Origin of the sequence: Bradyrhizobium sp. SZCCHNS3052 (assembly GCF_032484495.1) — a bacterium.
Classification (GTDB): Bacteria; Pseudomonadota; Alphaproteobacteria; order Rhizobiales; family Xanthobacteraceae; genus Bradyrhizobium.
The window spans coordinates 511,559-526,331 of sequence record NZ_JAUETB010000002.1 but is presented as its reverse complement, the minus strand read 5'-3'; the positions used below and the strand labels follow the sequence as shown (position 1 = coordinate 526,331).

Annotated in this window: 18 protein-coding genes; 12 read left to right on the top strand and 6 right to left on the bottom strand. The window is 65.4% G+C overall.

Annotation, left to right across the window (positions count from 1 at the left end):
* Positions 1-194 precede the first annotated feature (194 nt).
* The 3 genes from QX073_RS10595 (at position 195) to QX073_RS10585 (ending at position 3,245) form a co-directional block, all read left to right on the top strand.
* Complete coding sequence (locus QX073_RS10595; protein WP_315828226.1) at positions 195-617, top strand: hypothetical protein; 423 nt, start codon at positions 195-197, stop codon at positions 615-617.
* Between the two features lie 208 nt (positions 618-825).
* On the top strand, positions 826-1,872 hold the full coding sequence (locus tag QX073_RS10590) for an HD-GYP domain-containing protein (protein WP_315716057.1): 1,047 nt from the start codon (positions 826-828) through the stop codon (positions 1,870-1,872).
* Positions 1,873-2,009: 137 nt separating this feature from the next.
* Positions 2,010-3,245: a GNAT family N-acetyltransferase gene (locus QX073_RS10585; protein ID WP_315828225.1), complete on the top strand. Its 1,236-nt coding sequence runs from the start codon at positions 2,010-2,012 to the stop codon at positions 3,243-3,245.
* Here the strand turns inward: QX073_RS10585 and QX073_RS10580 are convergent.
* Positions 3,223-3,888, bottom strand: a complete 666-nt coding sequence (locus tag QX073_RS10580; protein WP_315716055.1) for a DsbA family oxidoreductase — start codon at positions 3,886-3,888, stop codon at positions 3,223-3,225. The two genes, QX073_RS10585 and QX073_RS10580, sit on opposite strands and share 23 nt — an antisense overlap.
* Before the next feature lie 66 nt (positions 3,889-3,954).
* Positions 3,955-4,773, bottom strand: a complete 819-nt coding sequence (locus tag QX073_RS10575; RefSeq protein ID WP_315716054.1) for a helix-turn-helix transcriptional regulator — start codon at positions 4,771-4,773, stop codon at positions 3,955-3,957.
* 100 nt (positions 4,774-4,873) lie between these two features.
* On the opposite strand from QX073_RS10575, the gene QX073_RS10570 reads away from it, so the two are divergent.
* From QX073_RS10570 to QX073_RS10560, 3 genes are all read left to right on the top strand, one after another.
* On the top strand, positions 4,874-5,098 hold the full coding sequence (locus QX073_RS10570; protein WP_315716053.1) for a hypothetical protein: 225 nt from the start codon (positions 4,874-4,876) through the stop codon (positions 5,096-5,098).
* Positions 5,099-5,125: 27 nt separating this feature from the next.
* Positions 5,126-5,524 carry a hypothetical protein gene (locus QX073_RS10565; RefSeq protein ID WP_315828223.1) on the top strand — a complete coding sequence of 133 codons (399 nt, stop codon included), beginning with the start codon at positions 5,126-5,128 and terminating at the stop codon, positions 5,522-5,524.
* A 120-nt stretch (positions 5,525-5,644) separates the two neighbouring features.
* The gene (locus QX073_RS10560; protein ID WP_315828222.1) at positions 5,645-6,262 is read left to right on the top strand and encodes a class I SAM-dependent methyltransferase; all 618 of its coding nucleotides are present in this window, start codon (positions 5,645-5,647) and stop codon (positions 6,260-6,262) included.
* A gap of 25 nt (positions 6,263-6,287) precedes the next feature.
* Here the strand turns inward: QX073_RS10560 and QX073_RS10555 are convergent, their stop codons facing one another.
* Complete coding sequence (locus QX073_RS10555; protein WP_316225727.1) at positions 6,288-6,953, bottom strand: SET domain-containing protein; 666 nt, start codon at positions 6,951-6,953, stop codon at positions 6,288-6,290.
* A 146-nt stretch (positions 6,954-7,099) separates the two neighbouring features.
* On the opposite strand from QX073_RS10555, the gene QX073_RS10550 reads away from it, so the two are divergent.
* On the top strand, positions 7,100-7,723 hold the full coding sequence (locus QX073_RS10550) for a hypothetical protein (RefSeq protein WP_316171175.1): 624 nt from the start codon (positions 7,100-7,102) through the stop codon (positions 7,721-7,723).
* Here QX073_RS10550 and QX073_RS10545 read toward each other — a convergent pair.
* Together QX073_RS10545 and QX073_RS10540 are read right to left on the bottom strand one after the other, a co-directional pair.
* Positions 7,720-8,034 (bottom strand): hypothetical protein, encoded by a 315-nt coding sequence (locus tag QX073_RS10545; protein ID WP_316225726.1) that lies wholly within the window; start codon positions 8,032-8,034, stop codon positions 7,720-7,722. The two genes, QX073_RS10550 and QX073_RS10545, sit on opposite strands and share 4 nt — an antisense overlap.
* Before the next feature lie 35 nt (positions 8,035-8,069).
* Positions 8,070-8,786 carry a TetR/AcrR family transcriptional regulator gene (locus QX073_RS10540; RefSeq protein ID WP_315716048.1) on the bottom strand — a complete coding sequence of 239 codons (717 nt, stop codon included), beginning with the start codon at positions 8,784-8,786 and terminating at the stop codon, positions 8,070-8,072.
* 136 nt (positions 8,787-8,922) lie between these two features.
* Between QX073_RS10540 and QX073_RS10535 the strand changes: the two genes are divergently transcribed.
* The 5 genes from QX073_RS10535 to QX073_RS10515 all read left to right on the top strand — a co-directional run bounded on the left by QX073_RS10535 (position 8,923) and on the right by QX073_RS10515 (position 13,904).
* On the top strand, positions 8,923-10,350 hold the full coding sequence (locus tag QX073_RS10535; protein ID WP_316225725.1) for a carotenoid oxygenase family protein: 1,428 nt from the start codon (positions 8,923-8,925) through the stop codon (positions 10,348-10,350).
* 118 nt (positions 10,351-10,468) lie between these two features.
* Positions 10,469-11,053: a hypothetical protein gene (locus QX073_RS10530; protein WP_315828219.1), complete on the top strand. Its 585-nt coding sequence runs from the start codon at positions 10,469-10,471 to the stop codon at positions 11,051-11,053.
* A 25-nt stretch (positions 11,054-11,078) separates the two neighbouring features.
* Entirely contained in the window at positions 11,079-11,630 is a 552-nt protein-coding gene (locus QX073_RS10525) for a septation protein IspZ (protein WP_315753122.1), read from the top strand.
* Positions 11,631-11,750: 120 nt separating this feature from the next.
* The gene (locus QX073_RS10520) at positions 11,751-12,047 is read left to right on the top strand and encodes a hypothetical protein (RefSeq protein ID WP_315716044.1); all 297 of its coding nucleotides are present in this window, start codon (positions 11,751-11,753) and stop codon (positions 12,045-12,047) included.
* A gap of 1,338 nt (positions 12,048-13,385) precedes the next feature.
* A complete protein-coding gene (locus QX073_RS10515; RefSeq protein WP_316225724.1) occupies positions 13,386-13,904 on the top strand; it encodes a hypothetical protein in 519 nt (172 codons plus the stop codon).
* A gap of 130 nt (positions 13,905-14,034) precedes the next feature.
* Here QX073_RS10515 and QX073_RS10510 read toward each other — a convergent pair whose 3' ends face one another.
* Positions 14,035-14,715: a DUF429 domain-containing protein gene (locus QX073_RS10510; RefSeq protein ID WP_316225723.1), complete on the bottom strand. Its 681-nt coding sequence runs from the start codon at positions 14,713-14,715 to the stop codon at positions 14,035-14,037.
* Positions 14,716-14,773 lie beyond the last annotated feature (58 nt).

Sequence of the window (14,773 nt, the reverse complement as noted above, 5' to 3'; positions counted from 1 at the left end):
TGTTGGTCGAGCCGGTTCGCGGCCCGGTTCATCCCGACGAGCACAATCCGGTGAGCACGATGCCGGACGGCCGGCGCCGTTCGCGCGCGCATGACTGCCGCCGGCCGCGACCGGACATCGTTGCTGCACGAGTTTCCCGCAGCAATGCCGCGATCTCTCGCTAGCGTGCGCGCCGCAATGGGGGACGATGCGGCATGCGGCGGATTGCGTCACGCGTGGGGCTGCTCTCGGGGCTGCTCTCGGCCCTGCTCCTGATCGGCTGCGCCGCCGACAGCAATGCGCGCCTGCCGGCCTTCATGCGGGCCAAGGCGCCCGAGCCGCCGCAGCCCGAAGCCGCGCCAGATGTCGCGCTTCTCGTGCGCAAGAATCTCGACATGATCTTCGTCGCAACGACGCTGCCACGTGATGTCGAGGCAACATCCGCCCGACATGCCGATGCCGGCGATACATGGACCGCCTGCGTGCGGGCTCAGATCATATCCGCCAGTGGGACCGCGCTCCGGCGCCAGACCTATCGGCTCTTGATCAGGCACAACGAGATCATCGACCGGCGGCGCGCGGCGACCGGCGACGACTGTGTTTCTGAAGATTACAAAGCCGTCCTGCCGACGAAGTAATTCCCTCCGAAGACAAGCTGGATCGGCCACGTCGGCTGGAACTCGCCCTGTCGGTGGGCGTACAGGAACGGGCTACCGCACCGGTCGCAGATTGTTAGTTCTTAGCTAACGCAAATCCGCAACCGCACAGCGAACGAATGGCTCAAATTTAACAATTCCTGCGGAACATCGGGGCCTAAACGCGGAATGACCCTGGACCTGGTTTTCCATGAACGTTCACCTCGTCGGCGATGACACGGCCAAGCTCGCTATGCTTCGCGGCATGCTGGCCGAACGCTGCTCGCTCACATCTGAACTGATCGGTGATGCCGACTTCAAAGGCGGCGACATCGACGCGATCGTCGTGGCCGCCGATCTGCGCCACGTCGACAACATCACCGCATTGAAGGAGATCTCGGAGCGGCTCTCGCGTATTCCGCGGCGGATCTTCCTGACCAACAACAAATCCCGTCTGTCAACGGTCCAGGCCTATGCGCTCGGTGCGACAAGTGTATTGTCGAGCACGCCGAGCCGCAATCAGTTGCTCGGAAAGCTGCTCGATGTGCGTCCCGGTTCTGCGGCCAAGAGCATCGCGGTCGACGACCGACAGGCCGCATTTGCCGGCGCGTCCTGCATCGCCTCGATGTTTGCAGCCGTGCTGGGCGGTGCAGCGATCGACGTCGAGGAGACCCGGCGGGCGGGCAAGCGAATCGCCGACTGTATAGCGGAAAACGGTCTGTCCGATTGGCTTGCCACCGTTCGCCGCCATCACGAAGGCACCTATCAACACTGCCTGCTCGTGACCGGCATCACCGTGGATTTCGGCTTGAGCCTCGGCGTCCACAGTTCGGATCTGGAGCGTCTCTACATGGCCGCGATGTTCCACGACATCGGCAAGGCCAAGATCCCGCTCACCATTCTCGACAAGCCGGGCCGGCTCGACGTCAAGGAACGTACGCTGGTGGAAACCCATCCGGTGGCCGGTTACGATGCACTGAAGGACAACGCAGCGATCACCGACGAAGTGCTGAAGGCGGTGCGCAACCATCACGAATTTCTCGACGGCAGCGGCTATCCCGATGGGCTGATGGCCGACAGCATCCCGGACCTGACGCGCATCCTCACCATCTCCGACATCTTCTCGGCGCTGATCGAATACCGCAGCTACAAGCCGATGATGACGCGCGAGAAGGCCTACGAGATCCTCCGGGGGATGGAGGGCAAGCTCGAGAAGCCGCTGATCGGCGCCTTCCGCGAGGTGGCGCTGATCCGCTGACCGCATCAGGCGACGTGCTGAACCGGCCGTTAACGCATCGATTCGAATTGTCTGCCAACGGCAAGTGTCTCTTGTCAGCTTTGCGCTAGTGTCGCGCGCGGTGTGGGTTGTCCGCGCCGCGAGGGGACCATCGGGACGTGGCCGAGATCATCGATCGCGCGATTGCGACTGCTTCATCGACGGCAAGGAACCAGCAGGCCGGTCCGCTCGAACGCGTGCGCGCCGCTGACCTGGTGCCGCTCGATACCGTTTCACCGCAGGCGTGGCAGGATCTGGCGGAGCATGCGCGGGAGCCGAACGGCTATTACCTGCCCGGCTGGGAACGCGCGGTGAACGCCACGGCACGCGGCCGCACCGGAACATCGGCGCTGTGCGCATGGGATGACGATCAGCCCTCGCGTCTCATCGGCCTGATGCCCACGACCTCTCTATGGCATGCCTGCAAGCTTCCCCTGCCCGCGCTCGCCAGCGGCCATCCCTACGGCACGCTGTGCACGCCGCTGCTCGACAGAAGGAGCGCGGAGCGGGCTGCGGCGCAACTGCTCGACGCTGCGCGACGAACAGGCGCGCGCGCCCTGCTGCTGCGAGACATGTCGCTGGCAGGCTCCGTGATGCAGGCGTTCGAGGCGGCGCTTCGTCGCGTGGATCTGCGCCCGCGCGTGCTGCAATCCTATGACCGGGCCCTGCTCGATGCGAGCGGGGACGCCGACACGGTGCTGCATGATGCGCTCGGCGCCAAAAAGCTGAAGGAGTTGCGCCGCCTGCGTCATCGGCTGGCCGAGCATGGCGACGTCCGCTTCGAGGTCGCGCGCTCTCCCGGCGACGTTTCCACTGCGCTGGAGACTTTTCTGGTGTTGGAGGCGAGCGGTTGGAAGGGGCGTCGCGGCACTGCGCTGATCCAGCACGACGGCGACGCGGCGTTCATCCGACGCGCTGCACCGGCGCTGGCACAGCACGAGGCCTGCGAGATCATCAGCCTCATCGCGGGCGACACCACCGTCGCCGCAGGCGTCGTATTGCGGCATCAGGATCGCGCCTTTTTCTTCAAGCTCGGCGTCGACGAGCGCTTCGCGAAATACTCGCCCGGTGTCCAGCTGACGCTCGACCTGACGCGGCACCTTTGCGCGGATCCGAAGATCAACGCCGCCGACTCCACCGCCGGTCCCGACCATCCCATGATCAACCCGATCTGGCGCGAACGCCTTGCCATCGGCGACGTGATTATCCCGCTCTATACGCGCGATCCGGTCGTCGAGCTTATTCACGGCGCATTGACTGCGCGACGCGAAGGCCTCGCCGTGGCACGCCGCGCCGTGCACGCGGTCCGCGCCATCCGAAAGCGCCGGCCGACTACTCAGCCGCCTCGGCGTTGACCTCCGCCGACACCTGCCGGATGGCGCGCGCCAGCATCTGCGGATCCTGCGCGCCGGAGACGGCGTATTTCTGCGCGAAGACGTAGGTCGGCACTCCGGAGATGCCCTTCTCTGCGGCCTCCTGCGCCTGGGCCGAGACCAGCGCCACATCCTCGTCGGTCGCCAGCATCTTGCGGACCACCTCGGCATCGAGCCCGCACTCCGCTGCGGCCTGTACCAGCACCTCGACATCGGTCAGATCGCCGCCGTCGCGGAAATACAACTCCATCAGCCGCTGCTTCATCTCGGGCGCCTTGCCGATCTCGCCGGCCCAGCGGATCAGGCGATGACAATCGATCGTGTTGGGCTGACGGGCGACACGATCGGGATGATAGCTCAGCCCCTCCTGCTCCGCGGCCGCGACCACGCGGCCTGCGATGCCCTTGTAGGCTTCAACCGATCCGAACTTGGTCGTGAGGTACTGCTCGCGGCTGATGCCCTCGCGCGGCACCCAGGGATTGAGGAAGAACGGCCGAAAGTTCACCTCGACCGGCACGTCAGGCACGAGCTTCAGCGCCTCCTCGATGCGCTTCTTGCCGATGTAGCACCAGGGACAGACGACATCGGAGACGACATCGATGATCAGCGGCTTCAAGGTGCTCATGTGCGTGCCTCCGGGTTCCCATGGCTGCGCCCAAGATAAACCCGCGCACGGCCAACACAAGCGGGGTCACGGCGAGGTAACCATCTCCTTCAGCCTGAGCGCGGTGAGCTCATCGGCCGGAAAGAAGGTCTCCAACGCCAGCTCCGACAGCGTGATATCGACCGGCGTGCCGAACACCATCGTCGTCGAGAAGAAGCTCAGCACATCATCGCCGACCCGAAGCCGCAACGGGATCGCGACGCTGTCGGCCGCGAGCGGCGCCGATCGCGCGGGGATCGGATAGGACTTCAGCTCCTCATAAAGCTTGAGCAAGCCGGCATCGGCGGTTGCCTCGCATTGCCGGTGCAGTCTCTCCAGCAGATGGCCGGCCCATTCGGCAAGGTTCACCGTCCGCGCCGCCAACCCCTCCGGATGCAGCGCCACGCGCAGCACATTCAGGGGCGGCGCAAGCAGCCGCTCGGAGACACCGGACAGCAGCGGCGCGATCATCCGGTTCGCCGCGACCAGGTTCCAGTGCCGGTCGATCGCGAGCGCAGGGTTGGGCTCGTGGGCCTTGAGCACGAGGTTCATCGCCTCGCGCGCTTGCTTGAGCGCCGGATCATCCAGCGGGCGCTGCTGAAAGGCGGGCGCGTAGCCGGCCGCCACCAGCAGAACGTTGCGTTCGCGCAGGGGCACGTCCAGTCGCTCCGCCAGTTTGAGGACCATGTCGCGCGACGGCGCGGCGCGGCCGGTTTCCACGAAGCTCAGATGGCGCGCCGATATCTCGGCATCGAGCGCGAGATCGAGCTGGGACAGATGCCGGCGCTGCCGCCATTGCCGCAGGTGCTCGCCGACATGAACGGGTCTGGCGCGGTCGGCGCGCGCCGAAGCAAGCTGTGCATTCATGAGCCAAGACCTATCACGCTGACGTCAGCACCTCCATGACCTGCCAGGTAATCGAAATGCCTCCCGGCGCAGGTCATCGTCCTCACCACAGGAGATGACGATGAGCAGGCAGCGCAATCTCGAGACCCTTCCCTTCACCGCCGCCAGCCAATGGCTGGCGGGTCTCGCGACATCGCTGTTGGCGCGCTCGCTCAACATGCCGGAACCGCTGCTGTACGTCACGGGCAGCCTCGTCTTTGCACAGGTGTACGCGATCGAGACGAGAGCAGCGCGCTCGCTGCGCCCAGCGCGCCTGCGCCGTCAGCTCCTGGCCTGGTTCCGTTGAACCGCCCCCAACCGAAGGAGACCCGACATGATCACCTCGTCCGCCCTGCTCCGCCGCGCTCTGCTCGCCGATGCCGCCTTCAGCGGCGTTGCCGGGCTCGCGCTCACCTTCGGCGCCTCGCCGCTGGCGGCGCTGCTGCAACTGCCCGACGCGCTGCTGCGCGAGACCGGCCTGTTCCTGGTCGTCTACGCGAGCTTCGTCGGCTGGCTGGGCTGGCGGCCGGTGGCGCCGAGGCCGCTGATCGTCCTGGTCATCGGCGGCAATGCGGCGTGGACGGTCGGCAGCATCGCACTGCTGTTTTCGGGCCTGGTCGCACCGAACGTGCTCGGCGAGATCTTCGTCGCAGTGCAGGCGCTGGGCACTGGCCTATTCGCCGAATTGCAGTATATGGGCTTGCGCCGGAGCACCGCCGCGGTCACGGCCTGACCGGTGGTGAGCGCCGGGCTTCATGATCGAGCGGCCCGGCGCTCACGGCCAAACCGATATTTGGACATGCGCGGCGAACGCCTCTTCTGCATAATTGGAGATCGACGGGAGATCGTAGCGATGCAGCCTCAGGTGATCGGAACGGAGGGCTACGCTACCGAGGCCGAGGATCTCTTCCTGCGCTACGAGAGCATCCCGTCGGAACAGGTCCATGCCGCCGTGCTTCATCTGCTGCCCAACGCGCCCGCGCGCGTGCTCGACATCGGCGCGGGCACGGGCCGCGACGCCGCCTGGTTCGCGGGCCTTGGACATCAGGTGGTGGCCGTCGAGCCGACCGAAGCACTGCGCGTCGGCGCCATGCAACTGCATGCCTCGCCGGCGATCACCTGGATCGACGACAGCCTTCCGGAGCTCGCCGCACTGGCCGCTCGTGGCGAGCAGTTCGACCTCGTCATGCTGACCGCCGTCCTGATGCATCTCGATGAGGCACAGCGGCGACGCGCGCTTCCCAACATCGCGGTGCGGATTGCTCCCGGCGGACTGCTGATCATGACGTTGCGGCATGGTCCGGTGCCGCCGGGCCGCCGGATGTTCGAGATCGCGGCCGAGACGATCGTTGAGCCCGCGCGGCAGCTCGGGCTGACGCTCAAGCTCAACCGGCATGGCGAGTCGCTCGGCGCGGAGAACCGGGCGGCCGGCGTCACCTGGACGACGCTGGCCTTCGGGAAGCCGTCCTGAGAGATCCGGACACGAGCCGATCGGATCAGGCCGCCTTGGCGCGGCTGGTCTGCGTCTTCGCCGGGGTGGATTTGGTCCTGCCATGATTGCCGGCAGCCGGCCGCCGGGTTTTGGCTTTGCCGCGAGCCGCCTCGCCCGATTGGGCTCTGGCCTTGGGCCGCTGCTTGGCTTTGTCCTTGACGAGCTTCTCGGCCTTTTTCTTCGCCTTCTTCTCGGCCTTGCGCACGTCCTTCGCCTTCACCTGCGCCCGCTCGGCGCGCGCCTCGGCCTTCTTCTTGGCCCGCTTCTTCTCGCAGGCGTCGCATTTGCAGCCGATCGGCTTCAGATAGGCTTTGAAGTAGTCCGTGCCGTAGTCGTAGTTGATCTCCTCGCCGGGCTCGATGTTCTTGATGGCCCGGATGAAGATCTTCTTCTTGCGCGGCTTGACGTCGGACTCGGCGTTCGGCTTGCAGGAATGATTGATGTAGCGGGCGACGTTCTCTCGGATCGAGCCGTCGATGGTCCAGCGCTTGTCGAGCTCGAACAGATATTTGTTCTCGATCGCGTCCTCGTCCGCCTTCTTCGAATCCAAGAGCGGACCGAAATAGCGGATGATCTTGGTGCCCTTCTTGATCGGCTGGGTGGCGAACAGACCAAGCCCCGTCTTGGAGCGGCCGATGCGATAGGGTTTGGATTGCGGAATGACAGGCATGAGTGATGAGAAGACATGGACCTCGCGAGGCCGCCGTTCTAGGATAAATTCGCGACGATGTCAGGTGTTTCCCGCCGCCGTTTCGCGCCGTCCCCAGTTTGCAGCGTCCTGCGCAGGGACGAATTCCGGTCATCAGGGGCCCTCGCATGTCCGAATTCCTCCCACATCGCGTCGTGGCGCGACGAATCGGTGTCGCATTGATGCTCTGCACGGCGTGGATCGGACAGGCGGCTGCAGAGACCATCGCCAGCGCCTATACATCGGCCGCCGCCAAGGACTGCCGCACCATCGGCGGCAAGCAGGAGGATGACAGCTCGACTGAGACCTGCCCTGGCAAGGACGGCCTGATTCTGCTCGTCAACGAAGGCGATCTTCGCCAGACCGTGTCTGTGGGGCGCAATGTCCGCGCGGCCGCCAAGGAGCCGGCTGCTCAGACCTGGTTCGGACCGTTCAACTCCGCCGGCAACGCTGTCGAATGGAGGCTGGCTGACGGCAAGCCGTTCGCGATCATCCAGCGCTGGCAGATCGCCGACAACGACGATCAAGGCAGCAAGGGGCCGAAGGACAAGCCGATGCTGGTGGTGACCCGGCTGCCGCCCGGACCAGTGTGTCATGTCGCCTATGTCGACGCTGCCGCCAACTCCAATGCCAACGAGCTGGCGCGGCAGGCGGCTGACCAGACGGCGCGAGGCTTTGCCTGCGGCAAGGACAGGGTGAAGATCGTCGGCACGCGCGGCCGGGCCGTCGATCTGGCGTTGCCGCCCAATTAGCGCGCCGACTTCCGTCCGGACTTTGCGGTCTTGCGCACGGCGGATGTGCGCCTGCTCGCCGTCTTCGATGCGCCCTTCCCGGTCTTCGATTTCGCCGCCCGCTTGCGGCCGCTGGTCTTGGTCTTTGCCGCCTTCCTGGCCGCGACGCGCATATTGTCGACCAGGTTGGGATAGCGCCGCCCGGCCCGACGGGCGCGCGCCTTGGCCGCCGCCTTTTCGGCCGGGGTGAGACGGTGGAGGCCTTGCCGGCGCGCTTGCGCGGATTGGCCTTGCTCCAGGGAGCGCGTGGGGTTCGTGCCATGCGTTGCCAACGCATGATCCCCTACCCGGTTTCCGGTGCGTCGAACTACGCGCCCGGCGGCAGCTTCGGCACGGTGGCCCGGAGCATCGCCTCCAGCAGCGATTCGGCCGTGGTGCCCGGCGGCGAACGGCGCAGAATGTCGGCAAGGCGGCCGTCGAGCAGCAGCATCGTGTAGCCATGCACCAGCGACCAGGCGCGGGCGATCGCCGCCGACTGATCGAGCGACAATTCCTCGTCACCGACCGGGCCTTCGCTGCGCGCGGCGACCGATCCCGCGAGTCCGGCAAACGAGGCTTCCGCGGCCTCGTGCAGCGAAGGGCGCGAATAATCCAGACGCTCGGTGCGGAACATCAGTCCGTACATGCCGGGATTGGCCTGTGCGTAGGCGACATACGCGCGGGCCCGCGCCATCGCCCGCTCGATCGGCGTGCCGGGCTGCTCGCCGGCCGCTTTCATCGCCGCATTGAACCGCGTGAAGCCGATCGCCGCGAGCTCGCTGACCAGCCCGGTGAGATCGCCGAAATGATGCGTCGGCGCCGCATGCGACACGCCGGCCTCGCGCGCCACCGCGCGCAAGGTGAGTCCGGCCAGCCCGTCGCGCTCCAGCACGCGCTCGGCCGCTTCGAGCAGCGCATCGCGCAGCGCGCCGTGATGATAGGGCGCCGCCGGCTCGCCCGCGCTCACCGCGCGGCGCGACCGCGTCCGGGCCACCGCCGTAGCCGTCCGGTGCCTGCTCAGTCTTGCCTGTTCGATCTTCGTCATGCCTCTCCTTATACAAGCAATTTTGACATCGTAAAGATTAGCCTTGACCTGCAGGCGCTCGGCCGGTAGCCTTATCTTTACATCGTAAAGATAAGGCCGAATCCAAGGGGAAGGAAGCGCCATGAATGGACAGTCGATGAAGGGACCGTTGCACGACACAGCCCGCCAGCGCCCCACACCGCGCGACAACATCGCGCCGATCCCGTTCGAATGCGACGCGCCGTTCCTGAAAGTCACCGGCGAACTGCCACGTGAGCTGAACGGCACGCTCTATCGCAACGGCCCCAATCCGCAATTCGACTCGCCGGGTTCGCACTGGTTCGTCGGCGACGGCATGCTGCACGCGTTCCATCTGGAGAACGGCCGCGCGTCCTATCGCAACCGCTGGATCCGCACCCCGAAATTCGAGGCCGAGCGCCGCGCGGGGCGCGCGCTGTTCGGCGGCTTCGGCCGCAGGCTGCCGGACGCGCCAGCCGAGGTCACCGATGGCGGCGTTGCCAACACCAACATCATCGCCCATGCCGGCCGCCTGCTCGCGCTCGAAGAGGCGCACCTGCCGACCGAGATCGAGCCCGGCACGCTCGCCACCCGCGGCTATCACGATTTCGGCGGCCGCCTGCGCGGCGCCTTCACCGCGCATCCGAAGACCGATCCGGTCACCGGCGAATTGCTGTTCTTCGGCTACAACGCCGCCGGTCCGCTGACGCCGGCGCTGTCCTACGGCACGGTCGATGCGGCCGGCAAGCTGACGCGTCTCAATCGTTTCGAGGCGCCCTATGCCAGCATGGTGCACGACTTCATCGTCACGGCCAATCACGTGCTGTTTCCAATCCTGCCGCTCACCGGCAGCATCGAGCGCGCAATGTCCGGCAAGCCGCCTTATGCCTGGGAGCCCGACAAGGGCGCCTATGTCGGTGTGATGAAGCGCAGCGGCGACATCAAGGACATCGTCTGGTTTCGCGGTGACGCCTGCTACGTCTTCCACATCATGAATGCCTGGGAGGACGGCAGCCGGATCATTGCCGACGTCATGCAGTTCGAGGAAGCGCCGCTGTTTCCGCATCCCGACGGACGTCCGACCGATCCGGCCAAGTCGGTCGCGCGGCTGTGCCGCTGGAGCTTCGATCTCGCCGGCAACACCGACCGTTTCACGCAGAGCTATCTCGACGACCTCACCGGTGAATTCCCCCGCATCGACGACCGCCGCGCCGGGCTCAAGAACGGCCATGGCTGGTACGCCTGCGCCAATCCGGACGGCCCGCTGTTCGGGGCGCTGTCCGGCCTCGTCCATGTCGACGGCGCCGGCACGCGCCAGGCGACGCATCTGCTGCCCGCCGGCGACACCCTGTCCGAGCCGGTATTCGTGCCGCGCAGCCGCGATGCCGCCGAGGGCGACGGCTGGCTGCTGACCGTGGTCTGGCGTGCCGGCTCCAACACCAGCGACCTCGCCGTGTTCAACGCCACCGACATCGGCAGCGGTCCGGTGGCCCTGGTTCATCTCGGCCACCGCGTGCCCGATGGCTTCCACGGCAATTGGGTCGGCGCGGACGAAGCAAGCCATTGATAAAGCTTAGCTAAATATGTTGCTTCACAAAATTTTGACACTGTCAAGATTTGCTTGACCCGGTTCCGCCGGGATCCTACTAATCTTGGCAGTGTAAAGATTGGCCGGGCGAGTTTCTATGACGATCTTCCTCATCCTTGCGCCCTACGGCGTCTACGCGGCGCTGATGATGGTGGTCTCGGCCACGCTCAGCCTGGCCGTGGCCACGGCGATGTGCCTGGTCGTTGTCGCGGTCGACGTCGTCAAGGGACGCTCGATCAAGATTCTCGGCCTGGGCTCGGCGATCGTGTTCGCAAGCGTAGCCGCCTACCTCGGCCTCATCGATCCGACCCTCAGCGCATCCGCGGTGCGTCTTGCGGTCGACTGCGGCATTTTCGCGCTGTCGCTCGGCTCGATGCTGCTGCGCGCGCCGTTCACGCTGCAATATGCGCTCGAGGCCGTACCGCCGGAAACCGCGGCGATTCCGGGCTTCCTGCGCGCCAATTACGTCATCACCGGCGCCTGGACCGTGTCGGCGCTGCTGATGATCGTCGGCAACCTGATGACGCTCTACGTGCCGGGCCTGCCCTATTGGACCGGCCTCGCCATCGCCTTTGCCGCCCGCAATAGTGCACTTTATTTCACGCGCTGGTATCCTGACTACCGCCGAACAAAGGACGTGGCAGCGCAGACTGCCGCCGCAATGTCCGGCCAAGATTCGTGACCGGGGTCTGCTCCAGGAGACGTGCGTGAAAATCGTGTTTGCCAAGCTGATTGCCGACTTCCTGTCGGCCGCGGTGTTCTTCATCCTGTACATCGCAACCGATGATGTCGTGCTGGCCACCGCCGCCGCGGTCGCCGTCGCCGTGGTGCAGGTGGTCTGGGCGCGCATCAGGGGCGTGAACCTCAGCTTCATGGCCTATGCCAGCGTCGGCCTCGTCATCGTGCTCGGCGGCGTGACGCTGCTGACCAATGACCCGCGCTTCATGTTCGCCAAGCCCGCGATCGGCCATTTCGCCATCGGGCTGATCATGCTCAAGCGCGGCTGGATGCTGCGCTACGTGCCGCCGATCGTGTCGGAGACCATTCCGGAATACGTCACCATCGCCGGCTATGCCTGGGCGGCGCTGATGTTCGCGCTCGGTCTCGGCACGATCGCGGTCGCCATGACCGGCGACATCAAGCTGTGGGTGCTCTACATCACCGTGGTCGCGGGCGGCGCCAAGGTCGCGGCCTTCGCGCTGCAGTTCATGGCCTTCCGCTTCGTGGTCGCCAACCGCCTCAGGGCGGCGCGGGCCTGATCGCTGCATCCGATCGCCGCAATGGGCTTACGCGCAAAGATGCGCTATAGGGGCGGCCGAACGCATCCTCGAGGTCGTTGCCTCGAGGTCCGCAAAATCGCAATGCCAGGAGAACGATCGATGGCTGTGGACGGCAACTGGAATCTGACCTTGAACACGCCCATGGGCGAGCGCAGCGCGACCCTGAGCCTGAAGAGCTCGGGCGCGACGCTGACCGGCACCCAGGCCGCCGAGGGCGATTCCGCCGAGATCTTCGACGGCACCGTCAACGGCGACGACGTCGCCTGGAAGGTCTCCATCACCAGCCCGATGCCGCTGACGCTGGATTTCAAGGGCAAGGTCGCCGGCGACACCATCTCCGGCGAGATGGGCATCGGCTTCATGGGCAGCTTCCCGTTCACCGGCGCGCGGGCCTGAATCCGTAGGGTGGGCAAAGGCGCGCCCCGCCGCCGCTCCATCGCCCCGCCCTCTCGCGCGCCGCGCCCACCATTCGCACGGGAATGCGTAGACAGATGGCGGGCACGCAACCGCCCTGCGGGCGGCTGCCTTGCCCACCCTACGTCTGCTGGTGAGGCGACCGCCGGCGCGACAGCCGCTCCTGTCGTCCCGGCCTTGAGCCGGGACTCATACTCCCAGGGAGCAGTTCGAGGCAGGCGCGTCGTTAGACATTCCACACACATTCGCCGCGGCGCATGGGTCCCGGCGTTCGTCGGGACGACATCGCGGTTTGATCACCGAATTTCATCCGCTTCACATCTCAAACAGCATCGACAAGCGTGCGCGCACTCGCGGCGAACATCGCCCGAGGGATGGCATCGGCATGTCCCTCGCCAAATGCAGAGGGCGCAGGGAAGGCCAGGCGTCGGCTGACGCCTGCGGCCCGCCTGCGAAAGAAATGCAGGCGGCAGGTACCACAGGTGCAGCCGGAAACGCCCGGCCTTCCCTGCGCGATGGCTTCACGCTTATACGCAGTCTCCCTGGTGCGCCGGCTTGTTGGCCACCATGATCCGCGCGATGCGCTCAGCACCGCACGAACGTGACACCAGCTTCGGGGTGTCAGGACGCTGCGACTTCGCGTCCGCGCCAAGCCGTTCGTCCGCGTATCCGAAGACACGCTGCGGCTCCATCGCGGCCATCGCCTCCCCGCCTCGCGTGTCGTGACGATCGCGCGCAACGCCCCTCCGCAGTGAGGCGGGATGGCGAGATAAGATCACGATTTCGGAAAAATCACAAGTGATTTATTTTTTTTAGAACCTTCTCCTTGGAAATCGGATCGAACATTGGCCTATGGCCCGTCAGGGAAGCCGCGCCCCCCTCATTGAGGTCCGACCAGCGGAACGGTGCGCGCACTTGTTTGTATTTCGACCCCTGGCAGGCATCGAAGCCATCAACCGTGAGGCGGGGCCTTCCTATATCCATCGCTACGGCTGCCGCAATGGCTCAAGCAGTCATCGTTGCGGTCGCGATCGGAATCTGATTGGATCACCTAACTCACATTCGAGCTAGGAATTGGGTAATCATAGTCCAACCTGCTTCATTGGAACTACAATGAGATATCTCTTACTTCTTTCGGTACTACTTTCCGGCACCGCCGCGGCAGAGGCCGCTCCGCAATCGAGTTGCGCAGCCAAGTTTATCGGTGACTGGCGACACTCAGGCAGTGGCAACAGAGGTACGCTACTCCCTGACGGCAGAGCATTGTGCAGCGAACACCCGGCTTGTGTCCAGGGTACGTGGACCTGCTCGGGAAACGTGTTGACCTATACGAACAGCGCGGGGACATGGAACTACACGCTCGAGCCGGACGGAAAGTCCATGTCCACGAATGGCGGGGCCGCCACCGCTGTCCGCATCGGAGCGGTACCGGCAAACGCTCGTTCCCGGGATCTTGGCTCTGCAGCGAAGAATGTGACCGCTGACATTCTCGGCGTGGACAGAACGCAGCCGAATCCGGCAGTAACTCCCATTACCAAGCCCGTTGCCGAGCCACCATCAAGCGTAGTTCGACCGCCGCGGACCGTCAGTTCGGCCCCACAATCAGATCCAAGCCAGTGCGTGGTAGAGAAGGCGTGGCCGAAAGCTCCTGGGGTCAACTGGTACAGCCTGAAGAACAGCTGCAAGCGGCGGGTGACGTTGGATTATGACGACTGCGACCTGAATCTCAGCACGAACATGGTTCAGTGCTCAACAAAGACGCTCCCTCTTGCACCACGCAGCGAATTCGGCCCGGTGCCCAACCACAAGCACCCGCTCAACGCACGCGATTTCCGCTAGCAGCATCTCGAAACTCGACGGCCTAGCCCTATGCAGGGATAAGCGGAAACCCGTCCGTTGATCGCTTACCCCATGTACGCCAGCCCTCCGCGCTGAAGCAGATGTGGGAAAAACTTGGCCGGGCCGCCCCTCAAAACCAGACCTGCATCGGCACGCCATGCGCGTCGCGCGGCGCAGCTTCTTCCGGTACGCAGCCCGCGCAGTCGCGAGCGGCCAGCGCGACCGCGCAGGCGTCGAGGACGTCGTCGGGCTTGGCACCGGTACCGATGCGCGCGCGGGTCATCCAGTCGTCGATGGCGGCGAAGCCTGCAGAAACTAACAAGTCGCGCCGCAGCCTGGCGCCATGTTCCGTCTTCTTCGACGGCAACGGCGCGCCGTGGAGGCGCAGGAACACCAGTTCGGGATGGGCCTCGCGGATGTCGCGGTCGCGATGCGCACGGACGAAGGCGTCGACCTCCATGATCTTGCGGCCGAGATGCCAGAGCTGACGCGAGGCGCGCGTCTGCCCGCGCCGCGACGCCTCGATGTTCGCCTCGTCTGGATCGGTGTAGTCCTGCCACAGCCAGCGTCGCGCGCCGGTGAAGACGCGGGAGCGATGCGGCGCGAGCTTGTCGCGCGCGAGCCGGTCACAGGTGCGCTCGCCGTCGTCGGTCATGCCGATCGGGATGTCGATCGCGGCGCGGGTAAAAGGAGCCGATAGTGCCGTCGAAACGTCGGCGGGAAAGGCGATGTCGCGCCGGTCGCCTGCAATCGACACCGCGACCCAGCCGCGGGAGAAGCCGTCGAGACCGATGATGCGGTTGGCGTGCATTACATCAGACTACCAGTTGCTTCGTTCAGCATCGTGCTCCTCTTGCCACGAACGCACG

Bases quoted from the DNA above. Each gene is read 5' to 3' on its own strand.
- QX073_RS10535 (WP_316225725.1), top strand. From the start codon at position 8,923: ATGAAGGGACCGTTGCACGACACAGCCCGCCAGCGCCCCACACCGCGC.
- QX073_RS10510 (WP_316225723.1), bottom strand. From the start codon at position 14,715: ATGCACGCCAACCGCATCATCGGTCTCGACGGCTTCTCCCGCGGCTGG.
- QX073_RS10555 (WP_316225727.1), bottom strand. From the start codon at position 6,953: ATGCCTGTCATTCCGCAATCCAAACCCTATCGCATCGGCCGCTCCAAG.
- QX073_RS10530 (WP_315828219.1), top strand. From the start codon at position 10,469: ATGACGATCTTCCTCATCCTTGCGCCCTACGGCGTCTACGCGGCGCTG.
- QX073_RS10575 (WP_315716054.1), bottom strand. From the start codon at position 4,773: ATGAATGCACAGCTTGCTTCGGCGCGCGCCGACCGCGCCAGACCCGTT.
- QX073_RS10540 (WP_315716048.1), bottom strand. From the start codon at position 8,786: ATGACGAAGATCGAACAGGCAAGACTGAGCAGGCACCGGACGGCTACG.
- QX073_RS10570 (WP_315716053.1), top strand. From the start codon at position 4,874: ATGAGCAGGCAGCGCAATCTCGAGACCCTTCCCTTCACCGCCGCCAGC.
- QX073_RS10560 (WP_315828222.1), top strand. From the start codon at position 5,645: ATGCAGCCTCAGGTGATCGGAACGGAGGGCTACGCTACCGAGGCCGAG.
- QX073_RS10590 (WP_315716057.1), top strand. From the start codon at position 826: ATGAACGTTCACCTCGTCGGCGATGACACGGCCAAGCTCGCTATGCTT.
- QX073_RS10580 (WP_315716055.1), bottom strand. From the start codon at position 3,888: ATGAGCACCTTGAAGCCGCTGATCATCGATGTCGTCTCCGATGTCGTC.
- QX073_RS10550 (WP_316171175.1), top strand. From the start codon at position 7,100: ATGTCCGAATTCCTCCCACATCGCGTCGTGGCGCGACGAATCGGTGTC.
- QX073_RS10565 (WP_315828223.1), top strand. From the start codon at position 5,126: ATGATCACCTCGTCCGCCCTGCTCCGCCGCGCTCTGCTCGCCGATGCC.
- QX073_RS10520 (WP_315716044.1), top strand. From the start codon at position 11,751: ATGGCTGTGGACGGCAACTGGAATCTGACCTTGAACACGCCCATGGGC.
- QX073_RS10595 (WP_315828226.1), top strand. From the start codon at position 195: ATGCGGCGGATTGCGTCACGCGTGGGGCTGCTCTCGGGGCTGCTCTCG.